Origin of the sequence: Lysinibacillus sp. SGAir0095 (assembly GCF_005491425.1) — a bacterium.
In the GTDB taxonomy this organism is placed as follows: Bacteria; Bacillota; Bacilli; order Bacillales_A; family Planococcaceae; genus Ureibacillus.
Map to the genome: position 1 here is coordinate 337,985 of NZ_CP028083.1, position 23,463 is coordinate 361,447.

At 36.9% G+C, this 23,463-nt stretch carries 25 protein-coding genes and 1 riboswitch; of the genes, 12 read left to right on the forward strand and 13 right to left on the reverse strand.

Annotated features, from left to right (window positions below):
- Window positions 1-17: 17 nt before the first annotated feature.
- From C1N55_RS01640 to C1N55_RS01650, 3 genes are all read right to left on the reverse strand, one after another.
- Window positions 18-560 carry a DUF2441 domain-containing protein gene (locus C1N55_RS01640; RefSeq protein WP_370452609.1) on the reverse strand — a complete coding sequence of 181 codons (543 nt, stop codon included), beginning with the start codon at window positions 558-560 and terminating at the stop codon, window positions 18-20.
- Between the two features lie 747 nt (window positions 561-1,307).
- Window positions 1,308-2,288 (reverse strand): FecCD family ABC transporter permease, encoded by a 981-nt coding sequence (locus C1N55_RS01645; RefSeq protein ID WP_137727188.1) that lies wholly within the window; start codon window positions 2,286-2,288, stop codon window positions 1,308-1,310.
- Between the two features lie 38 nt (window positions 2,289-2,326).
- Window positions 2,327-3,373, reverse strand: a complete 1,047-nt coding sequence (locus tag C1N55_RS01650) for a FecCD family ABC transporter permease (RefSeq protein ID WP_137727189.1) — start codon at window positions 3,371-3,373, stop codon at window positions 2,327-2,329.
- Between the two features lie 136 nt (window positions 3,374-3,509).
- Here C1N55_RS01650 and C1N55_RS01655 point away from each other — a divergent pair, with 136 nt between their 5' ends.
- Window positions 3,510-4,502: an ABC transporter substrate-binding protein gene (locus C1N55_RS01655; protein WP_137727190.1), complete on the forward strand. Its 993-nt coding sequence runs from the start codon at window positions 3,510-3,512 to the stop codon at window positions 4,500-4,502.
- Window positions 4,503-4,668: 166 nt separating this feature from the next.
- On the opposite strand, the gene C1N55_RS01660 is transcribed toward C1N55_RS01655, so the two are convergent.
- Window positions 4,669-5,478, reverse strand: coding sequence for a S1C family serine protease (locus C1N55_RS01660; RefSeq protein ID WP_137727191.1), 810 nt, complete (start codon window positions 5,476-5,478; stop codon window positions 4,669-4,671).
- Window positions 5,479-5,630: 152 nt separating this feature from the next.
- Window positions 5,631-5,727, forward strand: a riboswitch (guanidine-I (ykkC/yxkD leader).
- 51 nt (window positions 5,728-5,778) lie between these two features.
- On the opposite strand from C1N55_RS01660, the gene C1N55_RS01665 reads away from it, so the two are divergent.
- Together C1N55_RS01665 and C1N55_RS01670 are read left to right on the forward strand one after the other, a co-directional pair.
- Window positions 5,779-6,111, forward strand: a complete 333-nt coding sequence (locus tag C1N55_RS01665; protein WP_137727192.1) for a DMT family transporter — start codon at window positions 5,779-5,781, stop codon at window positions 6,109-6,111.
- The gene (locus C1N55_RS01670) at window positions 6,111-6,425 is read left to right on the forward strand and encodes a DMT family transporter (RefSeq protein ID WP_137727193.1); all 315 of its coding nucleotides are present in this window, start codon (window positions 6,111-6,113) and stop codon (window positions 6,423-6,425) included. The genes C1N55_RS01665 and C1N55_RS01670 overlap by 1 nt, the downstream gene beginning before the upstream one ends.
- Before the next feature lie 330 nt (window positions 6,426-6,755).
- Here the strand turns inward: C1N55_RS01670 and C1N55_RS01675 are convergent, their stop codons facing one another.
- From C1N55_RS01675 to C1N55_RS01685, 3 genes are all read right to left on the reverse strand, one after another.
- Window positions 6,756-7,145 (reverse strand): hypothetical protein, encoded by a 390-nt coding sequence (locus C1N55_RS01675; protein WP_137727194.1) that lies wholly within the window; start codon window positions 7,143-7,145, stop codon window positions 6,756-6,758.
- Window positions 7,146-7,240: 95 nt separating this feature from the next.
- Window positions 7,241-7,513 carry a hypothetical protein gene (locus tag C1N55_RS01680; RefSeq protein WP_137727195.1) on the reverse strand — a complete coding sequence of 91 codons (273 nt, stop codon included), beginning with the start codon at window positions 7,511-7,513 and terminating at the stop codon, window positions 7,241-7,243.
- Between the two features lie 93 nt (window positions 7,514-7,606).
- Entirely contained in the window at window positions 7,607-7,879 is a 273-nt protein-coding gene (locus C1N55_RS01685; RefSeq protein WP_137727196.1) for a hypothetical protein, read from the reverse strand.
- Between the two features lie 414 nt (window positions 7,880-8,293).
- On the opposite strand from C1N55_RS01685, the gene thpR reads away from it, so the two are divergent.
- Complete coding sequence (gene thpR, locus C1N55_RS01690) at window positions 8,294-8,845, forward strand: RNA 2',3'-cyclic phosphodiesterase (RefSeq protein ID WP_137727197.1); 552 nt, start codon at window positions 8,294-8,296, stop codon at window positions 8,843-8,845.
- A 74-nt stretch (window positions 8,846-8,919) separates the two neighbouring features.
- On the opposite strand, the gene C1N55_RS01695 is transcribed toward thpR, so the two are convergent.
- Entirely contained in the window at window positions 8,920-9,441 is a 522-nt protein-coding gene (locus tag C1N55_RS01695; RefSeq protein ID WP_205758505.1) for a GNAT family N-acetyltransferase, read from the reverse strand.
- Window positions 9,442-9,881: 440 nt separating this feature from the next.
- Between C1N55_RS01695 and C1N55_RS01700 the strand changes: the two genes are divergently transcribed.
- Together C1N55_RS01700 and C1N55_RS01705 are read left to right on the forward strand one after the other, a co-directional pair.
- A complete protein-coding gene (locus C1N55_RS01700) occupies window positions 9,882-10,238 on the forward strand; it encodes a rhodanese-like domain-containing protein (protein WP_137730493.1) in 357 nt (118 codons plus the stop codon).
- A 1-nt stretch (window position 10,239) separates the two neighbouring features.
- Complete coding sequence (locus C1N55_RS01705) at window positions 10,240-10,536, forward strand: rhodanese-like domain-containing protein (RefSeq protein WP_137727199.1); 297 nt, start codon at window positions 10,240-10,242, stop codon at window positions 10,534-10,536.
- A gap of 392 nt (window positions 10,537-10,928) precedes the next feature.
- Here the strand turns inward: C1N55_RS01705 and helD are convergent, their stop codons facing one another.
- The 4 genes from helD to C1N55_RS01725 form a co-directional block, all read right to left on the reverse strand.
- Entirely contained in the window at window positions 10,929-13,124 is a 2,196-nt protein-coding gene (helD, locus tag C1N55_RS01710; protein WP_205758534.1) for an RNA polymerase recycling motor HelD, read from the reverse strand.
- 309 nt (window positions 13,125-13,433) lie between these two features.
- Entirely contained in the window at window positions 13,434-14,522 is a 1,089-nt protein-coding gene (locus C1N55_RS01715; RefSeq protein WP_240758350.1) for a copper resistance D family protein, read from the reverse strand.
- On the reverse strand, window positions 14,523-15,107 hold the full coding sequence (locus C1N55_RS01720; RefSeq protein ID WP_168193770.1) for a copper resistance CopC family protein: 585 nt from the start codon (window positions 15,105-15,107) through the stop codon (window positions 14,523-14,525). It lies immediately after the preceding gene.
- Between the two features lie 219 nt (window positions 15,108-15,326).
- Complete coding sequence (locus tag C1N55_RS01725) at window positions 15,327-15,857, reverse strand: hypothetical protein (protein ID WP_137727201.1); 531 nt, start codon at window positions 15,855-15,857, stop codon at window positions 15,327-15,329.
- 101 nt (window positions 15,858-15,958) lie between these two features.
- Between C1N55_RS01725 and C1N55_RS01730 the strand changes: the two genes are divergently transcribed.
- Both C1N55_RS01730 and C1N55_RS01735 read left to right on the forward strand, forming a co-directional pair.
- The gene (locus C1N55_RS01730) at window positions 15,959-16,531 is read left to right on the forward strand and encodes a TetR/AcrR family transcriptional regulator (protein WP_137727202.1); all 573 of its coding nucleotides are present in this window, start codon (window positions 15,959-15,961) and stop codon (window positions 16,529-16,531) included.
- Between the two features lie 111 nt (window positions 16,532-16,642).
- Window positions 16,643-17,383 (forward strand): glycerophosphodiester phosphodiesterase, encoded by a 741-nt coding sequence (locus tag C1N55_RS01735; protein WP_137727203.1) that lies wholly within the window; start codon window positions 16,643-16,645, stop codon window positions 17,381-17,383.
- Window positions 17,384-17,546: 163 nt separating this feature from the next.
- On the opposite strand, the gene C1N55_RS01740 is transcribed toward C1N55_RS01735, so the two are convergent.
- A complete protein-coding gene (locus tag C1N55_RS01740) occupies window positions 17,547-18,575 on the reverse strand; it encodes a DUF2804 domain-containing protein (protein ID WP_137730496.1) in 1,029 nt (342 codons plus the stop codon).
- Between the two features lie 288 nt (window positions 18,576-18,863).
- Here C1N55_RS01740 and C1N55_RS01745 point away from each other — a divergent pair, with 288 nt between their 5' ends.
- The 4 genes from C1N55_RS01745 (at window position 18,864) to C1N55_RS01760 (ending at window position 23,266) form a co-directional block, all read left to right on the forward strand.
- The gene (locus C1N55_RS01745; protein ID WP_137727204.1) at window positions 18,864-19,400 is read left to right on the forward strand and encodes an amidase domain-containing protein; all 537 of its coding nucleotides are present in this window, start codon (window positions 18,864-18,866) and stop codon (window positions 19,398-19,400) included.
- A gap of 149 nt (window positions 19,401-19,549) precedes the next feature.
- Window positions 19,550-20,137, forward strand: a complete 588-nt coding sequence (locus tag C1N55_RS01750) for a nitroreductase family protein (protein WP_137727205.1) — start codon at window positions 19,550-19,552, stop codon at window positions 20,135-20,137.
- A gap of 272 nt (window positions 20,138-20,409) precedes the next feature.
- Entirely contained in the window at window positions 20,410-22,620 is a 2,211-nt protein-coding gene (locus tag C1N55_RS01755; protein ID WP_137727206.1) for an MMPL family transporter, read from the forward strand.
- A 157-nt stretch (window positions 22,621-22,777) separates the two neighbouring features.
- Window positions 22,778-23,266, forward strand: a complete 489-nt coding sequence (locus tag C1N55_RS01760; protein ID WP_137727207.1) for a GNAT family N-acetyltransferase — start codon at window positions 22,778-22,780, stop codon at window positions 23,264-23,266.
- Window positions 23,267-23,463 lie beyond the last annotated feature (197 nt).

Sequence of the window (23,463 nt, forward strand, 5' to 3'; positions counted from 1 at the left end):
AGACACCTCTTTCATAATTAGTTGAATTGGTGTAAAATTTCAACCACTTCGATTTTTCCGTTAATCAAAAGTTCAGGGAGGTTGTTTTGCACATTCCCTTTCCAGTACGCTCGAGCTTGCTCGAATTTTTTATCAAAAGGAGCACCATCTTCCTTTGGTAGAAGGTTTCCATCACCTTCGAAACAGTCTCCGATTACATTTAATTTAACAATTTGCAAGACCTTTCGTTTATAAAAGGTAAATAAATCTTTCCATTTCAAAGCATCTTCATAGGTTTTGGCTGCATATAAACAACTTAGTCTTGAAGGGTATTCAGGATATTCTTGTCGTCTTACCATTTCGACGATCAATTCTCTTATCGCTCGAATAGTTTTACTTGTATACTTCATAGCAACATCAGTGTCTTCTTTATTTAGGTGCAGACCTTCAATTGTATGTTGATTTTGTAGAATCTGAAAAAAATCTTCACCTTTGGAATTCAATTGTTCACCTTCGAAAAAGAAATGATAGAGGGTATTATATTGGTTTTGGTCAAAGTTAATTACTTGCCCTAGCTTCATTTCTTTTCTTGTGACTACATGGTATACGAAAAATCCGCTCTCTTTCAAAAGTAGCCCTCCAATCCTGAATTTCCATTTTTGAATTATACTGGTTCAGAGAAGTTGATGATAGAGTTATTTAGTGTGTGAGGGGAGGGGGATATGATCATTAACTATATATGTAAGCATATAAATTCCCTTTACATTACCAGTATTAATATTGAAAGAAAGTTATTTCGTAAACAAGGTTGACGAAAATCTTGAGGGGTGGGGTGATAATGCCAATGATTACGTTCATTTTGGAATCTACCGGTTTGAAAATGCTTTAGTAATAGAACAATATAAGGAGATCCTATTTCAAGAGATGAATGGGCGTTCTTGTTATAGTGAGAGAGCATTCTTGTAAACAAGGTTGACGAAAATTCCGTAGGGTAGATTGATTCTATCAGCTCTGAAGGGGAGAAGTTTTGATTTTAGATTGAGAATATTAGTTTGGTAGTAGAATTTTTTCTAACATTCGATTTGAAGCTAGAGCTTGAAGAGCTTTTATTATAGAAATAAATCTTTAACGTAAACAAGGTTGACGAAGAAAACCTAGGGTGAAGTTATTTAAATAACGATGAAAGCGTGTAACAAAATAGTAGGTTATTTTATTTTGTTATTTGAATATAAAAGTGGCCTACTTTCCTTAGTAAGCAAATGTAATCATCCAATAAAAAGCATCTCCAGTTGTTAAACAAACTTAACAAGCTGAAAATGCTTTTTATTTTATCTTCCCTTTATTAACAAATACATAAAATAAGGTGCCCCGATAAGCGATACAATTAAGCCCACTGGAATCTCGGCAGGAGCCATAAACATTCTTCCGAGAGTGTCTGCGAGTAGTAAGAATAATGCTCCTGCTAGAGCTGTTAGAGGAATCAGCCTTTTGTGATTTGCTCCAACAAGTCTACGGACGATTTGTGGGATGATTAAACCTAAAAATGTAATGCCTCCTCCAACTGCTACACATGTCCCGGCTAAGATTACCGCAATGCTTAAAAGGAGTCGACGCTCACGTTCGATTTTCATTCCTAATCCAATACCTATCGAGTCGTTTAGATTTAGGATATTTAAATAGTTTGATTTATAAATGGCAAGAGGGATAAAGACAAAAATCCAGGGACATAAAGCTAACACATATGTCCAATTTGTTCCCCAAATGCTGCCGGAAATCCAAACTAAAGCAGCTGTAAAATCCGCTGGCTCCATTTTCATTTGAAAAATAATTAGTCCTGCATTGAAGGCGGCGTTCACACCAATACCAACTAAAAGCAAGCGCGAAATGGTAACGGATCGATTTTTCATCGAAAAGAAATAGATGAAAATTGCGGCCAAAAACGCTCCGACTAAAGCAGTAAGCGGCATGATAAAAATCGCTAATGGACCTGAAAAGAATGCAGTCCCTTGGAAGAAGAACATATAGAGTACAACTGCCAAGCCTGCTCCAGCATTAATTCCAAGAATACCTGGGTCAGCTATCGGATTTTTTGTTACGCCTTGCAAGATAGCGCCAGATACAGCAATTCCCGCACCTACTAATAATGCAATCACAATTCGCGGCAGTCGGAACTGGAGAATTGTCAGCTCATTTGCAGCAGTGCCGTTCCCAGTTAACGTTGCGTACACTTCAGAAATAGGAATATGTATATACCCTGCATTAATGCTGAATAATACAAGGGCAATGATTAGTATCAAAAATAATGTCATGTAACTTGTAAATTTTCGTGAATTGATCCGTTGTGAGTTCAATTTAAAGTTCTCCCTTCTTTTCTAGCTAAGTAAAGAAAGAAAGGTACACCAACTAGAGCTGTGATTGCTCCAACGGGTGTTTCAAATGGAGGATTTACCATTCGCCCAACAATATCAGCTCCTAGAAGTAATAGCCCTCCTAGAATGGCTGAGCATGGAATGATAAAACGGTAATCCAGACCGACAAAGAAACGTGTAATATGTGGAATGACTAAACCGACAAATCCAATCATACCAGCAATGGAAACAGCCGCTCCAGTTAATATTAAGACAGTAATTGTACCGAATAATTGTATACGAGTTGTATTTTGCCCTAAACCTTTGGCAATATCCTCTCCCAGGCTCAATACTGTAATGGATCGAGACAAGAATATGGCCAATACTAAACCTATACCAATAGCGGGAAAAGCAAAGGTTAAATGATGCATTTGAATACTAGAAACCCCACCAGCATAGAAAAAGCTAATATCTTTAGCGATATCAAATCGAATACTAATGATGGTCGATAGCGAGGTTAGTAAGGATGTTATTGCCGAACCTGCTAATACTAAGCGGATAGGAGTAATCCCACCCTTAGCCAACGCAACCATGCCAAATACTAAAAATGCACCTACACCAGCTCCTATAAACGAAAAAAGTATAAGTGATTGATATGGCAGGGATGGTAGAATGGCCATAGCAAGTGAAAGTACAAAGGAAGATCCAGCTGTAACGCCCATGATAGAAGGGGAAGCAAGCGGATTTTTCGTCATACCTTGCATAATGGCACCTGAAACTGCTAATGCTGCACCTACAGCAATTGCTGCAATGGCACGCGGAATTCGCAACTCTCTGATAATCACATGCTGGGAGTTGCTATCATCAAAGTGAAAAATACTTTCAACAATGGTAGCGACATTGATGGAGCTAGCCCCATATAAGATTGACGTAATGCCAAGGAATATAAGTGATAAGATACCCACACATCCAAGTATCAATGAAACATAGGGTTTTCCTTTTAAGGTGTTATGTAAATGTTGAGATATCTTTTTTGGCTGAGCCATACTTAAAAGCCTACTTTCTTTATACCTATATGAAAAATTGTTGACTATCTTGATTATTTAGCATTTAATATAAATGATAATCATTATCAATGAGTAAAACCAAACTAAATTTTAACATATTATCAGGAGGATTAAAATGGGCATTTTCTTTAAATCAACTAAGCCTTTAAAAATAGTATCTTTTGGTGTTTTGGCGTTAGCCTTAGCTGCATGTGGAGATAAAGCTGAAGAAACACCAAAGACAGATGATTCAAATACAGCTGAAGTATCGACGGAAAAAGCAGGATCAGAAACTCGTACTCTTACTGATGCTTTAGGAAACAAAGTTGAAGTACCTGGCAATCCACAACGTGTCATAGCATCCTATTTGGAAGATCCATTATTAGCCCTAGGGGTTACACCTATCGCACAATGGTCGGTAAAAGATGGGTCAAGTACTCAACGCTACTTACAGGATTATCTAAAAGATGTTGACTTAATCAATCACGATCTTCCTTTTGAAGAAGTACAAAGCTTTGAGCCAGATTTAATCATTATGGACTCAGCTAGCATGGTAGAGGGCGGAAAGTATGCTCAATACAGTGCGATTGCTCCTACATATGTTATTGGAGCTGAGTTAAATAATGATTGGAGAGAAGAGCTTAAAACAGTAGGTAGCATCTTTGCAATGGAAGATAAAGCGGAAGAAGTAATCTCTGATTACGAAACAAAAGCGGAAGAAGCAAAAGCTCAAATTGAAGAAAAAGTTGGCCAAAAGTCAGCTGCTGCTATTTGGTTAGTAGGAGGAAGCTTCTTTGTCGTAAATCAAGAGCTATCAAGTGGCGATGTACTTTATAATGATTTAGGATTTAAAGTGCCGGCAGTCGTAGAGGAAATTTCAGCTAACGCCGAGAACAACTGGAATGCTGTTTCTCTTGAGAAATTAGTTGAGCTGGATGCAGACTACTTATTCTTAGTAAACAGTGATGGCAGTGAAAATACAACTTTAAGCGACGCATTGTGGAAAAGCATCCCGGCGGTAAAAGCAGGGAATGTGTATGAATTTGGTCCAGAAACTAGCTGGTTATATACAGGTGCGATTGCGAACGGTCAAATTATTGACAATGTTTTAGAAAGTGTAGCGAAATAACAAATGAAAAGTACTTGCTGGAATCAATCCGGACAAGTACTTTTTGTTTTATTGATAAAGCAATTTTGTAAATCAAGTTGACAAAAATTTGAAATACTAGAATTATCATATCAAGTCTCATTAATCGTCTTTTTTTAAAATGGAAATGTATTTTGTTATTGTAAAATTAAAATAGTTTTTTTTCATGGAGCAAGTCAATCGGAATAAATAATCCAACTCGTCCGTGAGATGGATCTTTAATCGTGGCAAAAATAATTCCAATTACTTGCCCTTCAAGGTTAATAACTGGACTTCCACTATTACCACGATAGACGGGCGCATCTAACATTAATACTTTTTCTTCCCAATCTGAAAGCTGCTTGTAATCAATTACCTTCCCTTCATTGGCTATCCCGGTAAAATACAAAGGGTTTCCAATAAAGTAAATGGATTCATTTTGAGTGGGCGAATACGAATCGGCCAGTGTTAAGTAGGGGAGTTCTTCACCGTCCACTTTAAGAATAGCTAAATCAATGTCAGGATAGGTCTCAATAACCTCACCTTTATAGAGGCTTTCATCCGGGAAGATGACTGTAATGGTAAGGGCATCTTCAATCACATGATCATTCGTTACAATATAACCGTCCTCAGTTATGGCAAAACCTGTTCCTTTTCCATCATTCGTTTGAATTTCAACAACAGCTTCTTTATAGCGTTGAATATCTTCCTGACCAGAGAGTTTTGTAGATACCTTTAAAAACTCAATAGCCGGAATTGAGAAAATTTCTAAAATCACGGCAAATGTACTAAAGGCAAGCATTGCTGCCATTATCCAGGCAAAAAGGCGAACAGGCTTTGAACGTTTCTTTGTTTCATGCACCCCGGATAATCTTTTTTCCCGTTCCTTTTCTAAAGCCTTTTTTTGTTCTTCCAGGACTAATTCAATCAATTCTTCTTCGCTGATTGGTTCAAATTCGTTCTGTTTATCTTTATCCATTGTCGCCCCTCCTTGCACGTAGCCCTTTCCTTTATGATATCTGAAATCAGAGTTGTTTGGAAACTTCTGATAAGCTCATAGAAAGGTATCTTTTTAGAGTGGACTTGAAACGGAAATAAATATGTGACATAATACAAGACAATTGGATTATGAGAAAAGTTTTCTAGGGTTCCGTATCGATTGATCGATAGACTGGTCCGAGAGAAAACTACGCATAGCGTGACACGGAAGGATAAAAGCCTGGGAGATATTTTTTAATATCTTCCAGGCTTTTTTATTTTAATTTAGGAGGGATTTCACATGAAGGCGTGGTTCAAGGTTTTACTGGCATCATTGCTAGAAGTATTTTGGGTTATTGGTTTGGCCCATGCAGATGAGATTTGGGAATGGATAGGTACGATTATAGCAATCGGAATCTGTAATTATTTATTGATTAAGGCAACCTCAACCCTTCCAACAGGTACGGTCTATGCAGTATTTGTAGGTTTGGGGACTGCTGGAGCGGTTCTTTCTGAGATTCTGTTCTTTGGCGAACCATTTAACATTATTAAAATACTATTAATTGTTTTGTTACTAGTTGGTGTGATTGGCTTAAAGCTTGTAACAGATGATAAAAAGGAGGAGGAAGCATAATGGCATGGGTCGCTTTAATCGTAGCAGGGTTATTTGAAACTTTTGGGGTAGCCATGTTGAATCAATATAGTGTCAGTCGTAATTGGAAGCCGCTTGTATTTTTAGCGATTGGTTTTGGTATTAGCTTGTTTCTTCTGGACTACTCTATGCACACAATTTCAATGGGCACAGCCTATGCAATCTGGACTGGAATCGGGGTTGTCGGAGGTACAATCGTAGGGATGCTTTTTTATGGGGAATCAAAAGATTGGAAAAGAATAATATGTATTTTCATTATTTTATGTGCGAGCATTGGGTTGAAAATTGTTTCATAAAGCTGAACAAAATTTTGAGGATATGTTCCCTCGGGGTTTTGATTCTTGAGGTTACAGATCCCATTAAAATAGATATACACTATCTTTGTGAATTCTTTTGTCTTTGGGGCTTCGATTAAATGAAAAGATACGAACGTGGAGGGGAATGAAGCCTCAATGGTGGTTAGCCTGCTCGTTTGATGTTATAAACCGGCTAAAGAGCATACTTTCTTAAAAGAATAGTTAGGTATGCAAATTACTAAGTTCATATGCTCGCTTCATTCAAGTAGAGAGTAAATAATTCAAATTTGGTTAGTCTGGATACTTCAAAATTGCATCGAGGGTTGTGTACTATTCATTTTGCTTTAAGACCTCTAGTCTATTTAGGGCGGTTTCAAGCTCATCTTTAGAGAGTTGTTTTGAAGCAAATAAGGAATACAACACAGCAAAGGCTATGGATGATAAATCGATGTTAATTTTTATATCAATATCGGAATTCCCACTATTGCTAATCTCTGAAGTATTATTATTTTTTGTTTCATGGTTAGGCTCTTTTTCTGTTTTATGTTGGTTAACTAAATCTGAAAGTGCATCTGCCAACATTTTAGAAAGTGGATGCTTCTCATTTGATGAATCATCATCTAATCTCGTCTCCTGTAAACTTTGAATCGAGTTTATGAGAGATAAAATTTGTCTTTCCTGTTGTTTTGATTTTATAGTAGACGTTCTTTTCTGATCCATTATTTTTTCCCCCATTCATTTAGAGTTTATAGATGCCAACTTTAATAGTGAGAGATTGGGATAAATTATTATCCCAATCTCTTCAATTTAATTAGTTAACCTAATAGAGAATGTTCATTTTCGTTTTCATTCTCGTTCTCATTCTCTGATTCAGACTCAGATTTAGCATTTACATTGAAATGGAAACGGAACTTTACATCAGAATTTCCACTGAAAATTGTTTTAGCAGTGTTACTATTTTTTAGTTCAGTTTCATTTTCATTGTCGTTATCGATTTCACTATCAACTTTGTTATCATTTTTAACTGCAGCCTCAGCTTCTGCTGCCGCTTTCATGATTTCAGTTCTATTGTTATTAATTAGTGCCATTTTGTAATCTCCCTTCTAAGTTGTTTTTACTATCTTTGCAGATGGAAAACGAATAGATTAGAAGTGAACCAAACTATTCGTTAATTTAGAGAATTAACCGAATAAAGAATGTTCATCTTCATTCTCATTTTCATTCTCGTTTTCTGATTCAGATTCAGATTTCGCATTTACGTTGAAATGGAAATGGAATTTTACATCTGAGTTTCCACTGAAGATTGTTTTAGCAGTATTACTGTTTTTTACTTCAGTGTCATTTTCATTGTCATTATCAATTTCGCTCTCAACTTTGTTAGCATTTCTAACTTTTGCTTCAGCTTCAGCTTCTGCTTTAGTAAGCTCAGTTCTATTATTGTTTACTAATGCCATGTTTTAACCTCCTTTCATTATTAACTGCCTTGCATATACAAGATATTCAGTATCGTTAAAGGGAAGTAGATAGATGTACTATAGGAAAAAAATAATATGAAATATTTAAAAAGCAATTTTTTTAATGATTTGAGTGATATTTATACTAACGTGAAGATGATTAGAAAGTACAAGTTATAGTATCTTTAATATTTATTTATTAATTTGGGTGAATGAATAAGGAGTTTTCCATGGCTGGTTTTTACTTATCAACTTCAGAGGAAGGGAATAGGGACATGTTAAGGGTAAAAGGATAAAATGTTCACTAAAACATACACTGGAAAACAAAAACACATACTATTGGATGTTTATCTAGAGGATTACTTTTAATATAAAATAAAGGTAGAAATCGCCATATTTGAGGAGTGGAAAAGATTGAGTAAGCATCATTATTTTCTAGCAGCCAAGCTTCCAAAAGAAGTGAAGGACTATTTAAAAGAGTGGGTAGAGAAAAATAAAGCAGATTTTCCATTCGCAAAATGGGTCCATCATGAGGATTACCATATCACCTTAGCATTTTTAGGCTTTGCTGAAGAAAGCATGAAACAAGAAGTGCTCAATACAATGTCACAAACTTTAATAGAAGAAAGTCCATTCATCTTAACATTAAATAAGATAGGAACGTTTGGGCCGCACAAGAAACCACGTATTTTTTGGGGAGATGTAGAACAATCAGATAGTCTGAATCAGGTTCAAAAGAAGGTTCATCGCCAGTGTATGGAAATCGGTTTTCAATTGGATAAAAAACCGTTTAGGCCCCACATTACATTAGCTCGGAAATGGCAGGGTGAAAACGATTTTGACATAGTAAAGCTAGAAGAATTCGAAGACCGTCTTTCATTTACAGTTGATGAAGTTGTACTTTATGAGACTCACTTGGATAAAACACCAAAATATCATGAATATGCTCGCTTTTCATTAGCATAAAGGGGGATAAGGCAGCTTCAAATCTCTGTTGCAAAAAAAGAGGTATGGTCGATAAAGAACCACACCTCTTCTTATTAGTTGGCATTATTTAAAACTTCGCTTATATCATCCCAAGCATAAACGAGTTCGTATAGAATTTTTCCGCCAATCTCGATTTCAACACGATCCAGTAATTGCCCCCCAATTGCCCTGTAAAAGTCTTTAGCCGGATTGTCTTCTAGAACGAAGAGAATCATGGATCGGAATCCTAAAGCATGAACACCTCTAACAATGGCTTCAAAGAGTAATCTGCCAATTCCTTGACTCTGATATTCTTCTAATATATAGATAGCAGTTAGTTCGCCGGGATAGTCGTCGTATTCTCCGTTAACGGCCCTTCCTCCAGATGCAAATCCAATAATCTCACCACTGCGAGTTTCTGCTATATAAACATAGCATTGTGGAATAATTTGTTTCCAAATGCTTTCTTGATGCTCATACGACATATTTCTTAAATAATCCTCAGGAACAATATTTTTATACGTAGTTCGCCATGTATCTACTTGAACTTTGGCTATCGCTTTTGCATCTTCTAATCTAGCTGCTCTAATCTTCATAGATATCCCCCTATTAATTCAATACGACTTGGCGTATTTACGACTCACGCGAGCTTTCGTTTCAGGTAATACATTTGTGCTTCATATTTATGCGGTTCCCGCGGAATTTTCCATCTGAATAATCTTGTTAGCCACTAGATATAACTCTACTCAGTTGGGGCTTAAAATCACCCACGGCATGGAATATACTTTTTAACTTAACTCAATCCCGACTTACAGAAATAGGGGACCTTTTGTGTCTATCAAAGTGTACACAAAAGCTAGATAAAGTTAATAATAATCCAGTTTAATAGAGAAAAAAAGTTGAATTACTCATAAAATTAATATACTCCAAACAGAACTTCTCCTGAAGGCTTTCTCCTAGTTCTCGTGTATAATAGTTATAAGTGATCAAAAAAGTTAAACTTAATAGGCATATAATAGGAGTGAAAGCACCAGTGATAGAATGGATTCTGATTATTATCCTTGTTGCGTTAATCGTGTACCGATTAACACCGGCCAAGGGGGTTAAAACAATCACTACAGAGCAGCTAAAAACAGTCTTACACGATCCGGATAAAGTATTTGTAGATGTTCGTTCTCCGATTGAATATAAAGCGCAACATATTCAACAGTTTCAAAATATTCCGCTAAAATCCAAATTTAAAGATTTACCAAAGGATAAAGAAATAGTAGTTATCTGCCAAACAGGAATTAGAAGTAATCAAGCTTGCAAAAAATTAAAAAGACGTGGCTACAAGAATATAACGAATGTTCGTGGAGGTTTAAGCCACTGGAATTTTAAGGGGGAGAAGTAAGGTGAAAGAAATTACACCTCAAGATGTGCAAAGCCGTTTAGAGAACGGTGAAAAGTTAAACTTAATTGATGTGCGTGAAGTTGATGAAGTTCAAGCAGGTCATATTCCGGGTATTACACATATTCCGCTAGGGCTACTCGAATTCCGTACTAATGAACTGGATAAAAATATACCATATATTATGGTTTGCCGTTCAGGTGGTCGAAGTGGCAAGGCGACAGAGTTTCTACAAAGCCAAGGATTCGATGCAACAAATATGAGTGGTGGTATGATTGCTTGGGAAGGCGAAGTAGAGTAAAACCATTTTCTTATTAACGAAGTTCTAGTTTTTTACCAGGTCTAATTCAAATTTTTTGGATTAGGCCTTACTTTTTTAGAGAGTACTTCTTTCTTGGAAAGGCCGATTTAAAAAAGAAATTGTAAAAACTATCACATGAGATGCATAATATAGATCTTTTTTTAATATATTTAAATAAAGGAGTGATCTAATATGCGAATTCCTGCCTTACCTCAATCCAAGGATATTGATCTCAAGAGAAGAAGAGTGTTATTCAAGCTTCTTCGACAAATATTTTCAAAAAGAGCGGCAAAAAAGCGTTCCTTCGTCCGAATTCCACCAAGAAAATAAAAGCTGTTCCTAGTCTTAAAGGACTTTGAACAGCTTTTATCTATTTCGAGATTTTCTTCTTCTTACTCTTTTTTTACTGTTCCAGATACTTCGTTAAGTAAAAAGACGTCTAACCCTGGTCCAACTAAATACAATTCGTGCATGGCGCGAGTTAAGGCAACATATAGAAGCTTTCGGTCAATGGCAGTATCAAAGTAAGGGATGTCAAATGCTGCGATGATGACTGCATCAAACTCAAGTCCTTTTGCCAGGTGACTTGGGAGAACGAGAAGCTTTGCACCGCCTAACTCTGATTCTTCACTCAACATTTCAGCAGGAACGCCTGCCTGGTTTAATAGCTTCGTATAATTTGTGGCTTCAGCTGTTGTTTTACAAATAAGTGCAATCGATTTATGACCATTTTGACCAATAGACTGGTATAATTCGTTGATTTTCTCTGATTCAAAGCTGTCAGCCTGCACAAAGGTAGGTTCATGGCCGTGTCGAACAACCGGTTCAACTAATGGCAAATCTTCATCCATTTTCATGAGAATTTTATTAGCTACTTCCATTATTTCAATTGTCGTTCGATAGCTTTTTTGCAAAGTAAAGTAATTTGCGCGAGGGAACAGCTCAAGTACAGAATCCCATTCCGTCAAAGAACGATAACTATGAATTCCCTGTGCTAAATCTCCAACCATTGTAAACATGTCAGTATCAAGCCCACTTTGTAAGGCGGCTAATTGGAATAAGCTATAATCCTGAACTTCGTCGATAAAGACTACTCGCATCTTCCATTGATTCTCGATGCCTTTGATTTTTGCATGCAAGTAATAAAGAGCGGCTAAATCCTCTAATGCCCATCTTTCTTTTATATGGGCCTGCAAAAATTTCTCCTGTTGATCAAAAGTCCACTCTGGTGCAAGTTCTTGTAGGAGCTGTCGGTCGGTTAAAAGCTTTCGATACATTTTTTTGATTTTTGCTTTCTCGAACCGTTTCATATATGAAGTGGCCGTCGATTTTACTTCCGCCGTGATTTTAGGAATTCGTTCATCACGCTCGTCTATGAATTTTGTGACGGTTTCGCGTCTTTTGTCCGGGTCGCGAAGGCCACTTAAAGCTTTCCCAATCATATCTTCGTAACGAGTATTTAACGACGAAAGAACAGACTTGGATTTTCGTTTTACTTCCGTTTGCACAACTTTTTTGATGCGTTCAATACGCTTTTCAATAGGCATGTAGGCAAACTCTTCCAAAAATAGCTTCTTCAAGTGACTTCCGCGCATAATCCGGTATTTTTCTATAAATACATCCTCATTAAACAAACTTGCTAGATTTCGCTCGTGAACTTTGAGATAACGGTCAAGTAGTTCGCGGTAAAATAGTGATCCTTTAATTTGAGGGATGTTGAAAGAGGGAAGTCCATCAAGCCCTTCCTCAACAATTGTTTCAAGCTGCTCGTTAGGATTTTGTAATTTTAATTTGACTCCTGTAGCATTTTGGACGTATTCTGCATAGGTTGTTTGGCAAATTTGTTCCACACCCAGCTCTGGCAATACGTCACCAATATATTCGATAAATAATTTGTTTGGTGCTAGGATCATTAGTTGTTCAGGGTTAAAATGTTCGCCCATCGTATATAGGAAGTATGAGATTCGGTGAAGAGCAATGGTTGTTTTTCCACTTCCGGCAGCTCCTTGTACGAGAATCGGCTGTTTTAAATGGGCGCGGATAATTTCATTTTGTTCTTTTTGAATGGTTGCGACGATTTCGGTCAATCGCACATCGGCCTTTCCAGATAATGCCTCTTGCAACAAATCATCATTTGTTGTTAAATCAACATCCTGAAAGCTCAAAAGCTCGCCATCTTCAATTTTATATTGCCGTTTCGAGAATAAATGCCCAGTATAAACTTCATCACGTACCGGATAAGAAATTTCACCGAGACGACCGTCGTAATAAACATTTGCCACGGGAGAACGCCAATCCACAATAATGGGCTCAAAGGTTTCGTTATGGAAAAGAGAGGTTTTGCCAATATACAAAAGCTCCTCAAGCTCTCCTGTTCGTTGGAAATGGATGCGGGCAAAGTAAGGCTTTTTCTTAACGGCTTCTAAGCTTTCTTTTTGATTTAAAGCTAATTCGAAAAAACGAGAGTTCGTTAAAATATTGATGTAACTATCACTGGAATCGATATATTCAAGGTTCGCCATCGATTCTTTAATCTTGTCTTGAACAGCTTTTAAATCCCTTTGTGAAGCCTCAAGAAGCTCCCCCATATACTGTTTGGTATATTCTAATCGTTCCACTTCTTTTTGGAAATCAGGATGCTGAATAGTGTTTTGTTCATATTGCTCGGCCACTTAAGATCAATCCTCCATTCATTAAGTAATAACGTGCAAAAAAAGCTAGATATTAATCTTACTAAATTTTCCTTATGAAGTGAAGTTTTGTATAAAGTTTTTTCAGATAATTCATGTGAACGAGTAATGCGAGAGTATATGAGAAAAAGGGGAGTGTGTAAGTACTCAGCTTAAGGTAAATAAAAGCCGCTTCCAGAATGTAGATTGGAAACGGCTATTACTATTTTATTGAATGCTGAGTATTAAGGAAAGGTAGCCGGTAAAAACAAGAAATATCCCCATTATAAAGGTCATAATAACGGGCATTTTCTTTATGAAAGAAAGAATCATTAATACCAAGAACAAAAGAGTCAAAACACCTAACATAATTGCTGTTGCATTTGGTGCAAATTGAACACTCATATTTTGATGAATTTGCCCTTGGTAGAGTATGTTAAATAGTTGCGAGACATTGTTGCTCGAAATAGCTGTTTCCCTTGGCGGCGATTGTTGCCCTAGTGCAGCAGTCGCGGAAAAAATGAGCAGCATAAGTACGCTTTCGGCTTTTACCCATGGAATGGGATTAAAGCTCGCATCCTTCTGGACTTTCTTTTTAATCAATAGACTGTTAATCGCTGCAAAAACGACTAATGGAATGATTAATAAATGCTTCATTAACAGTGTTTGCCCATATGAAAGTGGCCAAGAATTTGTATAATCCTCCACAATGATGTCCATCAAAAGAAGACCGCTAACAATCGTCGCTGTAAAACAAACTATAGCAACAGGCGTAAACCATTTTAAAAAGTTTGACCAGTGCAGATGATTTTTAGAAAACCAACTGATTACAATCAATATGCCAACCCAAATGGATACGGCTGCAAAGTGAATCGTATCACTAACAAATCCGAGCAACTGATTGTAGGAGCTCGCATGACTTGACCAACCTAAAGCTAATATTAAAAGGAAGGTAAGGGCTAAACCAATCCCAATATAGAATTTATTTGTCCAATCATCGAAAAGGCTAATGTATATAAATAAAATCACCGAAACAATGAATGTAAAGAACCAAGCCTTTCCAACTTCAAATGTAAATAAAACAGATTGTATCGTTTCAAAAAAGCCCGTCTTCGGTACTAAGTACAACAAGATTTGAAGTACTGGGAAAAATGAAAAAAGCGCAAGACCAAGTGTAGCAGCAAGTAATGCCCTCTTTGGCACTAGAAGAGTTGGTCGCCTAGTTTCTGAGATTAAAAATAATATAAAACTACCTATTAAGATAGCGAAACAAAGATAAACCAATGCCTGACTAACAATACCTAATAAAACCATCATCTATTGTTTCCTTTTAGCGATGAAGAGGAAGCTTCCTACAACAATCAGAATAAGTACACCAATTAGTGATGGTACTAAATAAGAGGAAGATGTATTTTCGGCAGGCGCTTCTTCCACAGCTAATTCTTCTTCAAGATTTGATGCAGTTTCCTCTGTATCCATTAAGAGGTCAGCATCAGTAACTTCCATATTTACAGATTCTTCTTCTGTATGGTCGTTTGTTTCTGTTATAGGCATATCAACTGTAAAGGGAATCTCTCCCTCGATTAAATGGCCATCAGCACCGATAATATTCCAGATAATAAGGTATTCTCCGTTTTCAATGGGATTTGTAAGAGAGCCAGTCAGTACATTCTCGGATATGGAGATATTATCCACAGGAATAGAATCCCCAGCGGCATTTTGAAGTGTGAATGAACTACTTTGTTCAATTTTCCCTTCAAAGGTTAGTGTAATTTCCTTTAGTTCCTCAATCAGTACTTCTTCACTTTGCGGGGAGGAGCTTTCAATATGTGTATGCGCAAATGCGTTATTCACAAAAGTAAATAAGAAGATAAACGAAAAGGGCAGGAATTTTTTTAACATAAAAAAACCTCCAAACTTATGAATTCGGATAAATTGTAGCATATTTCATTTGTGGAAAGCCGTTAGGAAGGTTGCATGGCTGGAAGATTATTATAAGTTTCCAACAATCTGATGAATTTTTTTGTGAGTTCGGAGATTGAGATTGTAAATTTGCTCAGGATTAGGAAAGGAAGAATAGTAAAAGGTGTATGCAATGATCTTCCATACACCTTTCGTAGATTATTTAGATGCGGCTCTTTTCGGGAACACAAGATAAGAGAGGCTGATTCCTCCATCGATAAGTAAAGCAATGGACCAAATTCTCCATACATTAAATAATGCTTCAGTAGAGTTAGAGTTTACAAAAGTGATGATTAGCCAAAAGAGTACACTGCCAATTGCGTAAGCAAAAACATGCCTACCCCACATTTTTAATTCGTAAAGGCCTTTTTCAACTCCGTATAACTTCTTTTTCGCAGGTTCCTTTTTTAAAAAATAGGTTTGAAATATATTGTCTGCCCAAGCAATCATTGTTTTTCCATAGGCAATGGAGACACCAATATAAATAACAGAAATTCCATGTGCAATTGTAGCTGCAGAACCAGATTGTAAGTCGACTACAGTTAAGGCAATTAACGCTAAATCAATAAGGGGAGTTAATAAAAACAACAGAAGGCTTAAACGTTTTTGATGTAAAACATAGCGTGTAAAGAGCCCTGCAAAAATAGCAATCCAAAACAAAATTTCAGCAGCAATAATCCATTTAATCACTTATAGTAGCTCCTTTTGATTTTATTTAATACGACTGTATTAAAATAATAACACGATAGTTTAAATAATACAACTGTATTAAATAATGCTATAATTACGTTATGCCAAAAATAGTGAATCATGAAGAAAGAAAAGCGTTAATTGCCAAGTCGACATGGAATGTTATTGCTAGAGACGGGTTGGAAGGGACTTCGGTACGTTCAATTGCAAAGGAGGCAAATCTTTCCCTTGGAGCAGTTCGACACTACTTCAATACTCAAGAGGAGTTACTTGAGTTTGCTATGGCGTTAGTGGAAGAACAAGTAACTGAACGAATTATGGAACATGCAAAGCAGCCTCAACCACCAAAGCAACTAGTATTGAATATGCTAATGGAGCTAATTCCTATTGGGAAAAGAACAATCGAAATGCAGGTGTGGTTGGAATATATTTCTTATAAATTACGAAAAAAAGAGCTTCGGGAGGATTCGGTTCATCAGGGGATGGTATCGATGATGAATAAATTAAATGAAAGTGGTTTTTTAAAGAAGGATATTCATTTAGAGGAAGAAACTGTTCATTTACATGCATTAGTTGATGGGCTTGCACTTCATATTTTGATGGGACTAGTGAAATGGGATGAAAAGCGAATACGTTCATTGATAGAAAGGGAATTAGATAGGATATTTACATAAATTTAAAATAGTGACAATGAATGGTTAATTTTCGACTGATAGTATAGATTTTAGAATTAGAGATAGTGTATATAGTTTTCAAAAAAATTCTCGCAAAGGGATGGTCTTGTTATGAAAATTTATGCTCACCGTGGGTATTCCTCAAAATATCCTGAAAACACTTTAGCTGCTTTTTATGCAGCAGCCAATCTTCCAATTGATGGCGTTGAGTTTGATGTCCACTTAACAAAAGATCGGCAAGTTGTCGTCATTCATGATGAAACCATCGACCGTACCTCGAACGGAAAGGGCTTTGTGAAAGATATGACACTGCAAGAGTTACGTGAATTTGATTATGGTAGTTGGTTCAGTAAGGAGTTTGCAGGTGCGAGAATTCCTACTCTAAAGGAGGTACTGTCTGTTTTCCGTAGTACCGACCTTCACGTAAACATTGAGTTGAAGTCCGATATTTTTGTTTATTCAGGATTAGAGGAACTGGTATTGCGCGAAGTTGAATCACTAGAAATGCTGGAACAAGTAGTCATCTCATCCTTTGATCATGAGGCGGTTGCTCGTGTAGCTGAACTGGCTCCAAACCTTGAGAATGCGGCACTTTTCGTCAATACGATTTTAGATATTGCGGAGTACCAAGGAAAACTTCCTGCGAAGGCACTCCATGTCTCATTGCCATCTGCCGTTCGTCGCCCGGTACGGGAAGCTATCGAAAAAGGTTCTGTAGTGAGAGTTTGGACAGTAAACGAAGTGGAGCATGCTGCATTGCTTACTAACACTGGAGTAGATGCTATCTTTACCGATGAGCCGGAGACGATGCTTTCGTTTTTTGGAAAGCGTAACGTACTCATAGAAGAGTAGTCATACGTATTTTGGTGTATTGTGTAAGCAATAAAAGGCTATGTGCACACATAGGGTATGTTTTAGCAGTAAGAGGTTAACCGTACGCATAAGGTGCTATCCGCACACAATCCCCTAACTACAGTAAAAAGCGACCGTTTCATAGTTCAAACGGTCACTTTTTTTACCATTTTGCCTGGTGTGATTGAACACAACCTAGCATTTGTTGAATCGGCAGAGTAGAGCCGTCATCGAGTTTGATTTGCCCATTAAAATAGCCTGCTAATTGTTGTGTATGGGATTTCACTAGCTTTCTATCCATATCTTCATATCGTTCAAAGAAGGGATGGAAGGTCAGCATCACTGTATCCGAGAATTTTGATGTGATGTACCATGGCTTCATGAAATTTGAAGGATCGTAGTTAAATAACACATCTTCATGGATTTTGGTCATATGTCCGTTAACGAAAACGGCATTTTCCGTCATACCAGTTCCATCCGTCCATTGCCCACCAAAGTTTAAACCAATTCGTTGATCGCGAACTCGCTGAGAAGCCATTGCCCAATTCCACTTTGCCTCACGCGGCCAAACCCCACGACCGAAATCTAGTACGCTATAGCAATCTTCTTCATTAAAATTATATAGTCGGTTTCCGAGCCTCACAAAACCTGAAGTAGGTAGCGTATGATGCTTTGCGGTAAATTGGAAGGTTTGACGATTCCAAGGAACGACAACATTTAAAGTATCATCTTCTTTTGGATGGTGGATATTCAATTCCGAAAGAAGGGGCTCGCTATCAAAGTTATCAGAAGTAACTTTTAAAAAAGTTTGGTTTTGAAAATACGTAATATGAATATGAATCTCATTATTTTTAAATTGAATCGGTTCTAATACTCTAGTTGGCATTTTTAACTTGCTGCCTATACCGAGGGGAATCGTGATTGCCTTTTTAAAGAATCGTTGTGTTTCGTATTCCAAAAAGTTGACGAAGCAGATGGCAGCATAATCTAAATGATAAATTGAAATAGAAAACAGAATTTCTTCTCCGTAAATATACCAGTTATTCCATTTTTTCTTCCTTAAATAGTGACCAGATAAGTTGCAATCGATGATAGGTTTACGAGCAAAGCCAATAGCCTCTGGATTTAAATTTCCCTTTTTATCACAAAGCCTTGTTAGTTCAGTTATTTCTCTTTCAGCGTGCTGCGACAATTCCAACATCCTCTCAATCAAGTTATCTAGTATAAGTATCTGTTCCATTGGAAGTAAAATATGAATTCTATCTACAAAATATATCAAGCCTCAAGTATTTGTAATATTTTTAATATAAAATTTCAACATTCATTAAAAAATAAATTAGATTTATTGTAGCAAAATATAAGTTTCTTTTCTTTAAGCATACCGCATTAATAAATAATTGTCACAATTTCCCTTTCGGTTTTCAAAAATACGAAAGATGAACAAATAAATGCATAGAATGAAAAAAAGGAGGTTAAGTAAATTCCGACTTATTACAATCGTAATGCAGCTGTTGAATATGCAAGAGCTTGGTGGGATAAAAAAAATCCGGCATATCCGGCATTTTTAGTGGATTGCACGAACTTTATTTCGCAATGTTTACGTGCAGGCGGGGCACCTATGTCGGGTGCGCCAAATCGGGGAAGAGGTTGGTGGATTACGGATGCATGGAGAAGTGGGCATAGGGGGGAAGGTCACTATTCCAAAGAATCGTGGAGCTACAGCTGGTCTGTAGCACATAGTTTTCGCTGGTATTTACAAAATGCAAAGTCAGGATTAACCGCAAAGCAGGTACAGAATCCCTCCGAGCTGCAAATCGGGGATGTAATTTGTTACGATTTTCAAGGAAATGGTGTTGTAGATCATACAACAATTGTGACAAGTATGGTCGATGGTGTCCCGTATATCCATGCCCATACGGCAGATAGTGCAGATCGGCATTATGATTACTCCAACTCATTAGCTTATACACCAAACATTCGGTACTATTTCTTTAAAATTGATGATGTATTTCATTAATAAACAATTATGAACCAGCTCTCTCTGTATATAATTGGGAAATTGCTATGTATATTTTAAATGTCCAGAATATATGTTAAGGTTAATTATGAGGTTAACATATTACTATAGTTCTATATTTAGTTAATTTCTTTTAAGGAGAGAAACAAATGGACCAACAATCTTTATCTGTTCGCGAAGCTATAATTGGAAGACGTTCGATTAAAAAATTTAATGGTCAGCCAGTCGATCGCGAAGATTTACTACAAATTATCGACGATGCTGTTTGGGCACCAAATCATAAAAATAGAGAGCCTTGGCGACTAGTTGTGGCATGCGGGAGCGAAATTTTTGATCTGCATAAGCTTTTACGCGATACGGCCATTCCAAAATGGAAAGAGCTTTCTGAAGATGTATTAGAAAAACAGATGCAAAAATTCACTTTACCAGGGGCATATGCATTTGTAATTGTTCCTGAAGATGTACGTCAAAAACAACGTTTGGAGGATTTTGCAGCTGCAAGTATGTTTATTCAAAACATCCAATTGCTTGCATGGGATTACGGTATCGGCTCCTGCTGGAAAACACCAGATTTCTTAGATGCGCCAGAATTTCGTGAGGCACTTGGTGTAAAGTCGGGAGAAAGACTTATTTCTATGCTGCAAATGGGTTATTTCGATGACATTCCAAAAGCGGTAGAACGAAAAAAGAGTGACGAAATTGTGACGGTCTTCGGAGCGAAGGAAGAAAATAATTGATGTTGTTTTGAGGTAAGTGCGGATTTGGTTATATTAATATAATTAAAACTGGAAGGTAAAACGTTTGTAGAATGGTATTATAAAGAAGTGTAAACTGTTGTTAGGACAGGGTTCATTCCAATAATGTTTTTCTTTTCGTAGTAATTTTTCCTTGTCTCTTCATTATACGTAAAGCAGGAAAAGATTTACTGAATAGTCTACAATAAACGCTAGGGAAGCAAAACCCTAGCGTTTTTTTCGTAACGAACTAAAAATGAAAAGGGGATGAAAGCATGTCTAAACACCCGTTAGAAAAGTGGGGAAATGTCGTAGGAAATAAACGATCCCGTTGGATAACGCTTACATTATGGCTGCTTATTGTAGTAGTTTTGTCCATAACCTTACCTCAAATCAATAGCATTGAAAACTACGGCGGGAGTGATTTACCAGAAGATGTTATGAGTGAACAGGCAAGTGCTATCATCGATGAGCAATTTTCTTCTGATTCAGGCATTCCGTTATTAATTGTTTGGTATAAGGAGGCTGGTCTTGAGAGGGAGGATTTACAATCTATTCAAGGTCTTTATCAAGAGTTAGCCGAGAATCCGTTAAACGCCCAAACAACACTTCCACCGTTTGGTGACCTGCCAACAGAGGCACTTTTAGGTAGCGTTTCCGAAAATGGTACGTCCATCGTAACACCTGTATTTTTTGATGAAAAAGCCAATACAGATACATTGAAAGAAAATCTAGCAAAAATCAGTGACATTACGGAAGAACAATTTGGCGAGAATCCGTATGAGACAAACATGAATGAGGATGTGTTGCATGCACGTTTCTCTGGTCCGGCAGGTATTTCGGTAGATGCTACAAACTTATTTATGCAAGCAGACGTAAAGTTAATGATTACAACGGTAATCTTGATTTTAGTATTACTATTCGTGATTTACCGTTCGCCAATTTTAGCTATTACACCAATTGTTGTAGTAGGAATTGCTTATGGTGTCATTAGCCCACTTCTGGGTTGGTTTGCTGAAAATGGCTGGATTGATAAAGATGCACAAGCGGTCTCAATCATGTTGGTATTGCTATTTGGTGCTGGAACAGACTATTGTTTATTTTTGATTACCCGTTACCGTGAAAAATTAGAAGAAGTGGAAAATAAGTTTGAAGCGCTCTCTTTAGCTATGAAAGAATCTGGCGGCGCGATTATGATGAGTGCGTTGACTGTATTCATCGGTTTGGCTACTTTAGGATTAGCCAATTTTGGGGCATTTCAGCGTTTCGCTGTTCCATTTAGTTTTGCCATATTCGTGATGGGATTTGCAGCATTAACACTGTTGCCAGCTATTTTAGCAATATTAGGACGTGTAGCATTCTTCCCATTTGTACCTCGTACAGACGATATGGTGCGACAACATGCAGAAAGTAAAAATAAACCTTATAAAGCTCCAAAGCCAAAGCATCCCGTGATGACGAAAATCGGTGAGTTTGTAACAAACAAACCTTGGCTAGTAATCATCGTAACAGCTGTTGTTCTAGGTGGTTTAGCTTTAACTTCTACTCAAATTAAATACAATTATGATATATTATCTTCTTTCCCAGAGGATATGGATTCACGCGAAGGATTTACAATCATAGCAGAAAACTTCTCTCCTGGTGAGTTAGCACCTGTTCAAATCATCGTGGATACAAAAGGAGCAGACATTGATTTAACTGAACAAATTGCGAAGATTCCTTATATAGATGTTGTGAGTGAACCAACTGTAGGAGAAAGTAACGCAAATATCCAGCTCTATGAGGCCGATCTGAATGAAAACCCTTATTCAAATGAAGCGATGGAGTTAATGCCAGAATTAAAAGCGGATATTGAAAATATACTGGAAGAAGCCGGTATTGAAGAGGCTGATGAAAGCTACTGGATCGGTGGAGAAACGAGTGCACAAGTAGATACAAAAACAGTTCAAAAGCGGGATGAATCAATTATTCAACCCGTAATGGTCGTGATTATTGCGATTCTATTACTAGTGTATCTTCGTTCGGTTCCAGCTACAATTTACTTGGTAGGTACCGTATTAGTTTCATTCTTTGCCGCATTAGGATTAGGCTGGTTGGTGTTAACAGCATTCTTTGGAGCTGAATCGATTGCAAGTTCAATTCCGTTGTATTCCTTTGTATTCTTAATTGCACTTGGTGAGGACTACAATATCTTTATGATTTCGGAGGTTTGGAAGAACCGTAAAACTCAAACTCTAAAAGAATCAGTAAAGAATGGGATTGCTCAAACCGGTTCCGTGATAACATCTGCAGGGTTAATCTTAGCGGGTACATTTGCTATTCTAGCAACATTACCTATTCAAGTTTTAGTTCAATTCGGAGTAATCACTGCAATCGGGGTTTTAATTGATACATTTATTGTCCGTCCGTTATTAGTACCTGCAATTACAATGGTACTTGGCCGTTATTCATTCTGGCCGGGAAGTCTCTTTAAAAAACAAGATTAATATATGAATGCTTATCCAAAAGATTGGATAAGCATTTTTTTGATATGGCAAAAGGTAAATGAGGGTGTTCGACTTTATAAATAATTGAAAAATCTAACTATTTCACATTGTATTACCATTAATAATTTTGTATATTTATTATAAAAAGGTGATTAATATGCAAACCGAACTTTCGAAAAATGCACTAGTTATTCACAACATCATGATACAAGCGTTTTTGGAGTATGACCAAGTTGGAATGCCCTCAAGTGCGTTAAAGGAAACGATATATTCAATTCAAGAGGATTTGGATAATGGTGAGCAAGCATTTATAGGATATGATCAGAATCGAAAACCAGTTGCCATGGTCCGATTTCAAGTGAAAAATAATTATGTATACTTTTATAGATTATCTGTTTTACCAGAATGCCAAGGAAAAGGCTATGCAAAACAACTATTAAAAGCTCTTGAAGTTTACGCAAAACAAAATGCAATCCCAGAAGTCCATTGTAAGGTAAGAAAGAATGTAGAGAGAAATGTTCAATTGTATGTAAAACTCGGTTATGAAGTTTATGAAGAAGAGGTTGCACAGCTTATTAGTGGCGATGTTATACCGGTTGTCTCAATGAGAAAACAGGTAAGGCAGCCGAGTGAAATTTTAAAGTAGGAAATTGATTAATCCGTTCCTTCCTAAATCTCTTTTTTATTAATGGAATGATTAGCAGGGGAGTATCTCTTTTTTATGAGGAGAGGCAATTTTTCAATAGGATAAGAACAAAGAGCAGAATGGGTAATCACCATTCTGCTTTTTAAATGGTTGAGAATTGTCGATTTATTTCCCGAGAAATGTATTATTTTGCTAAT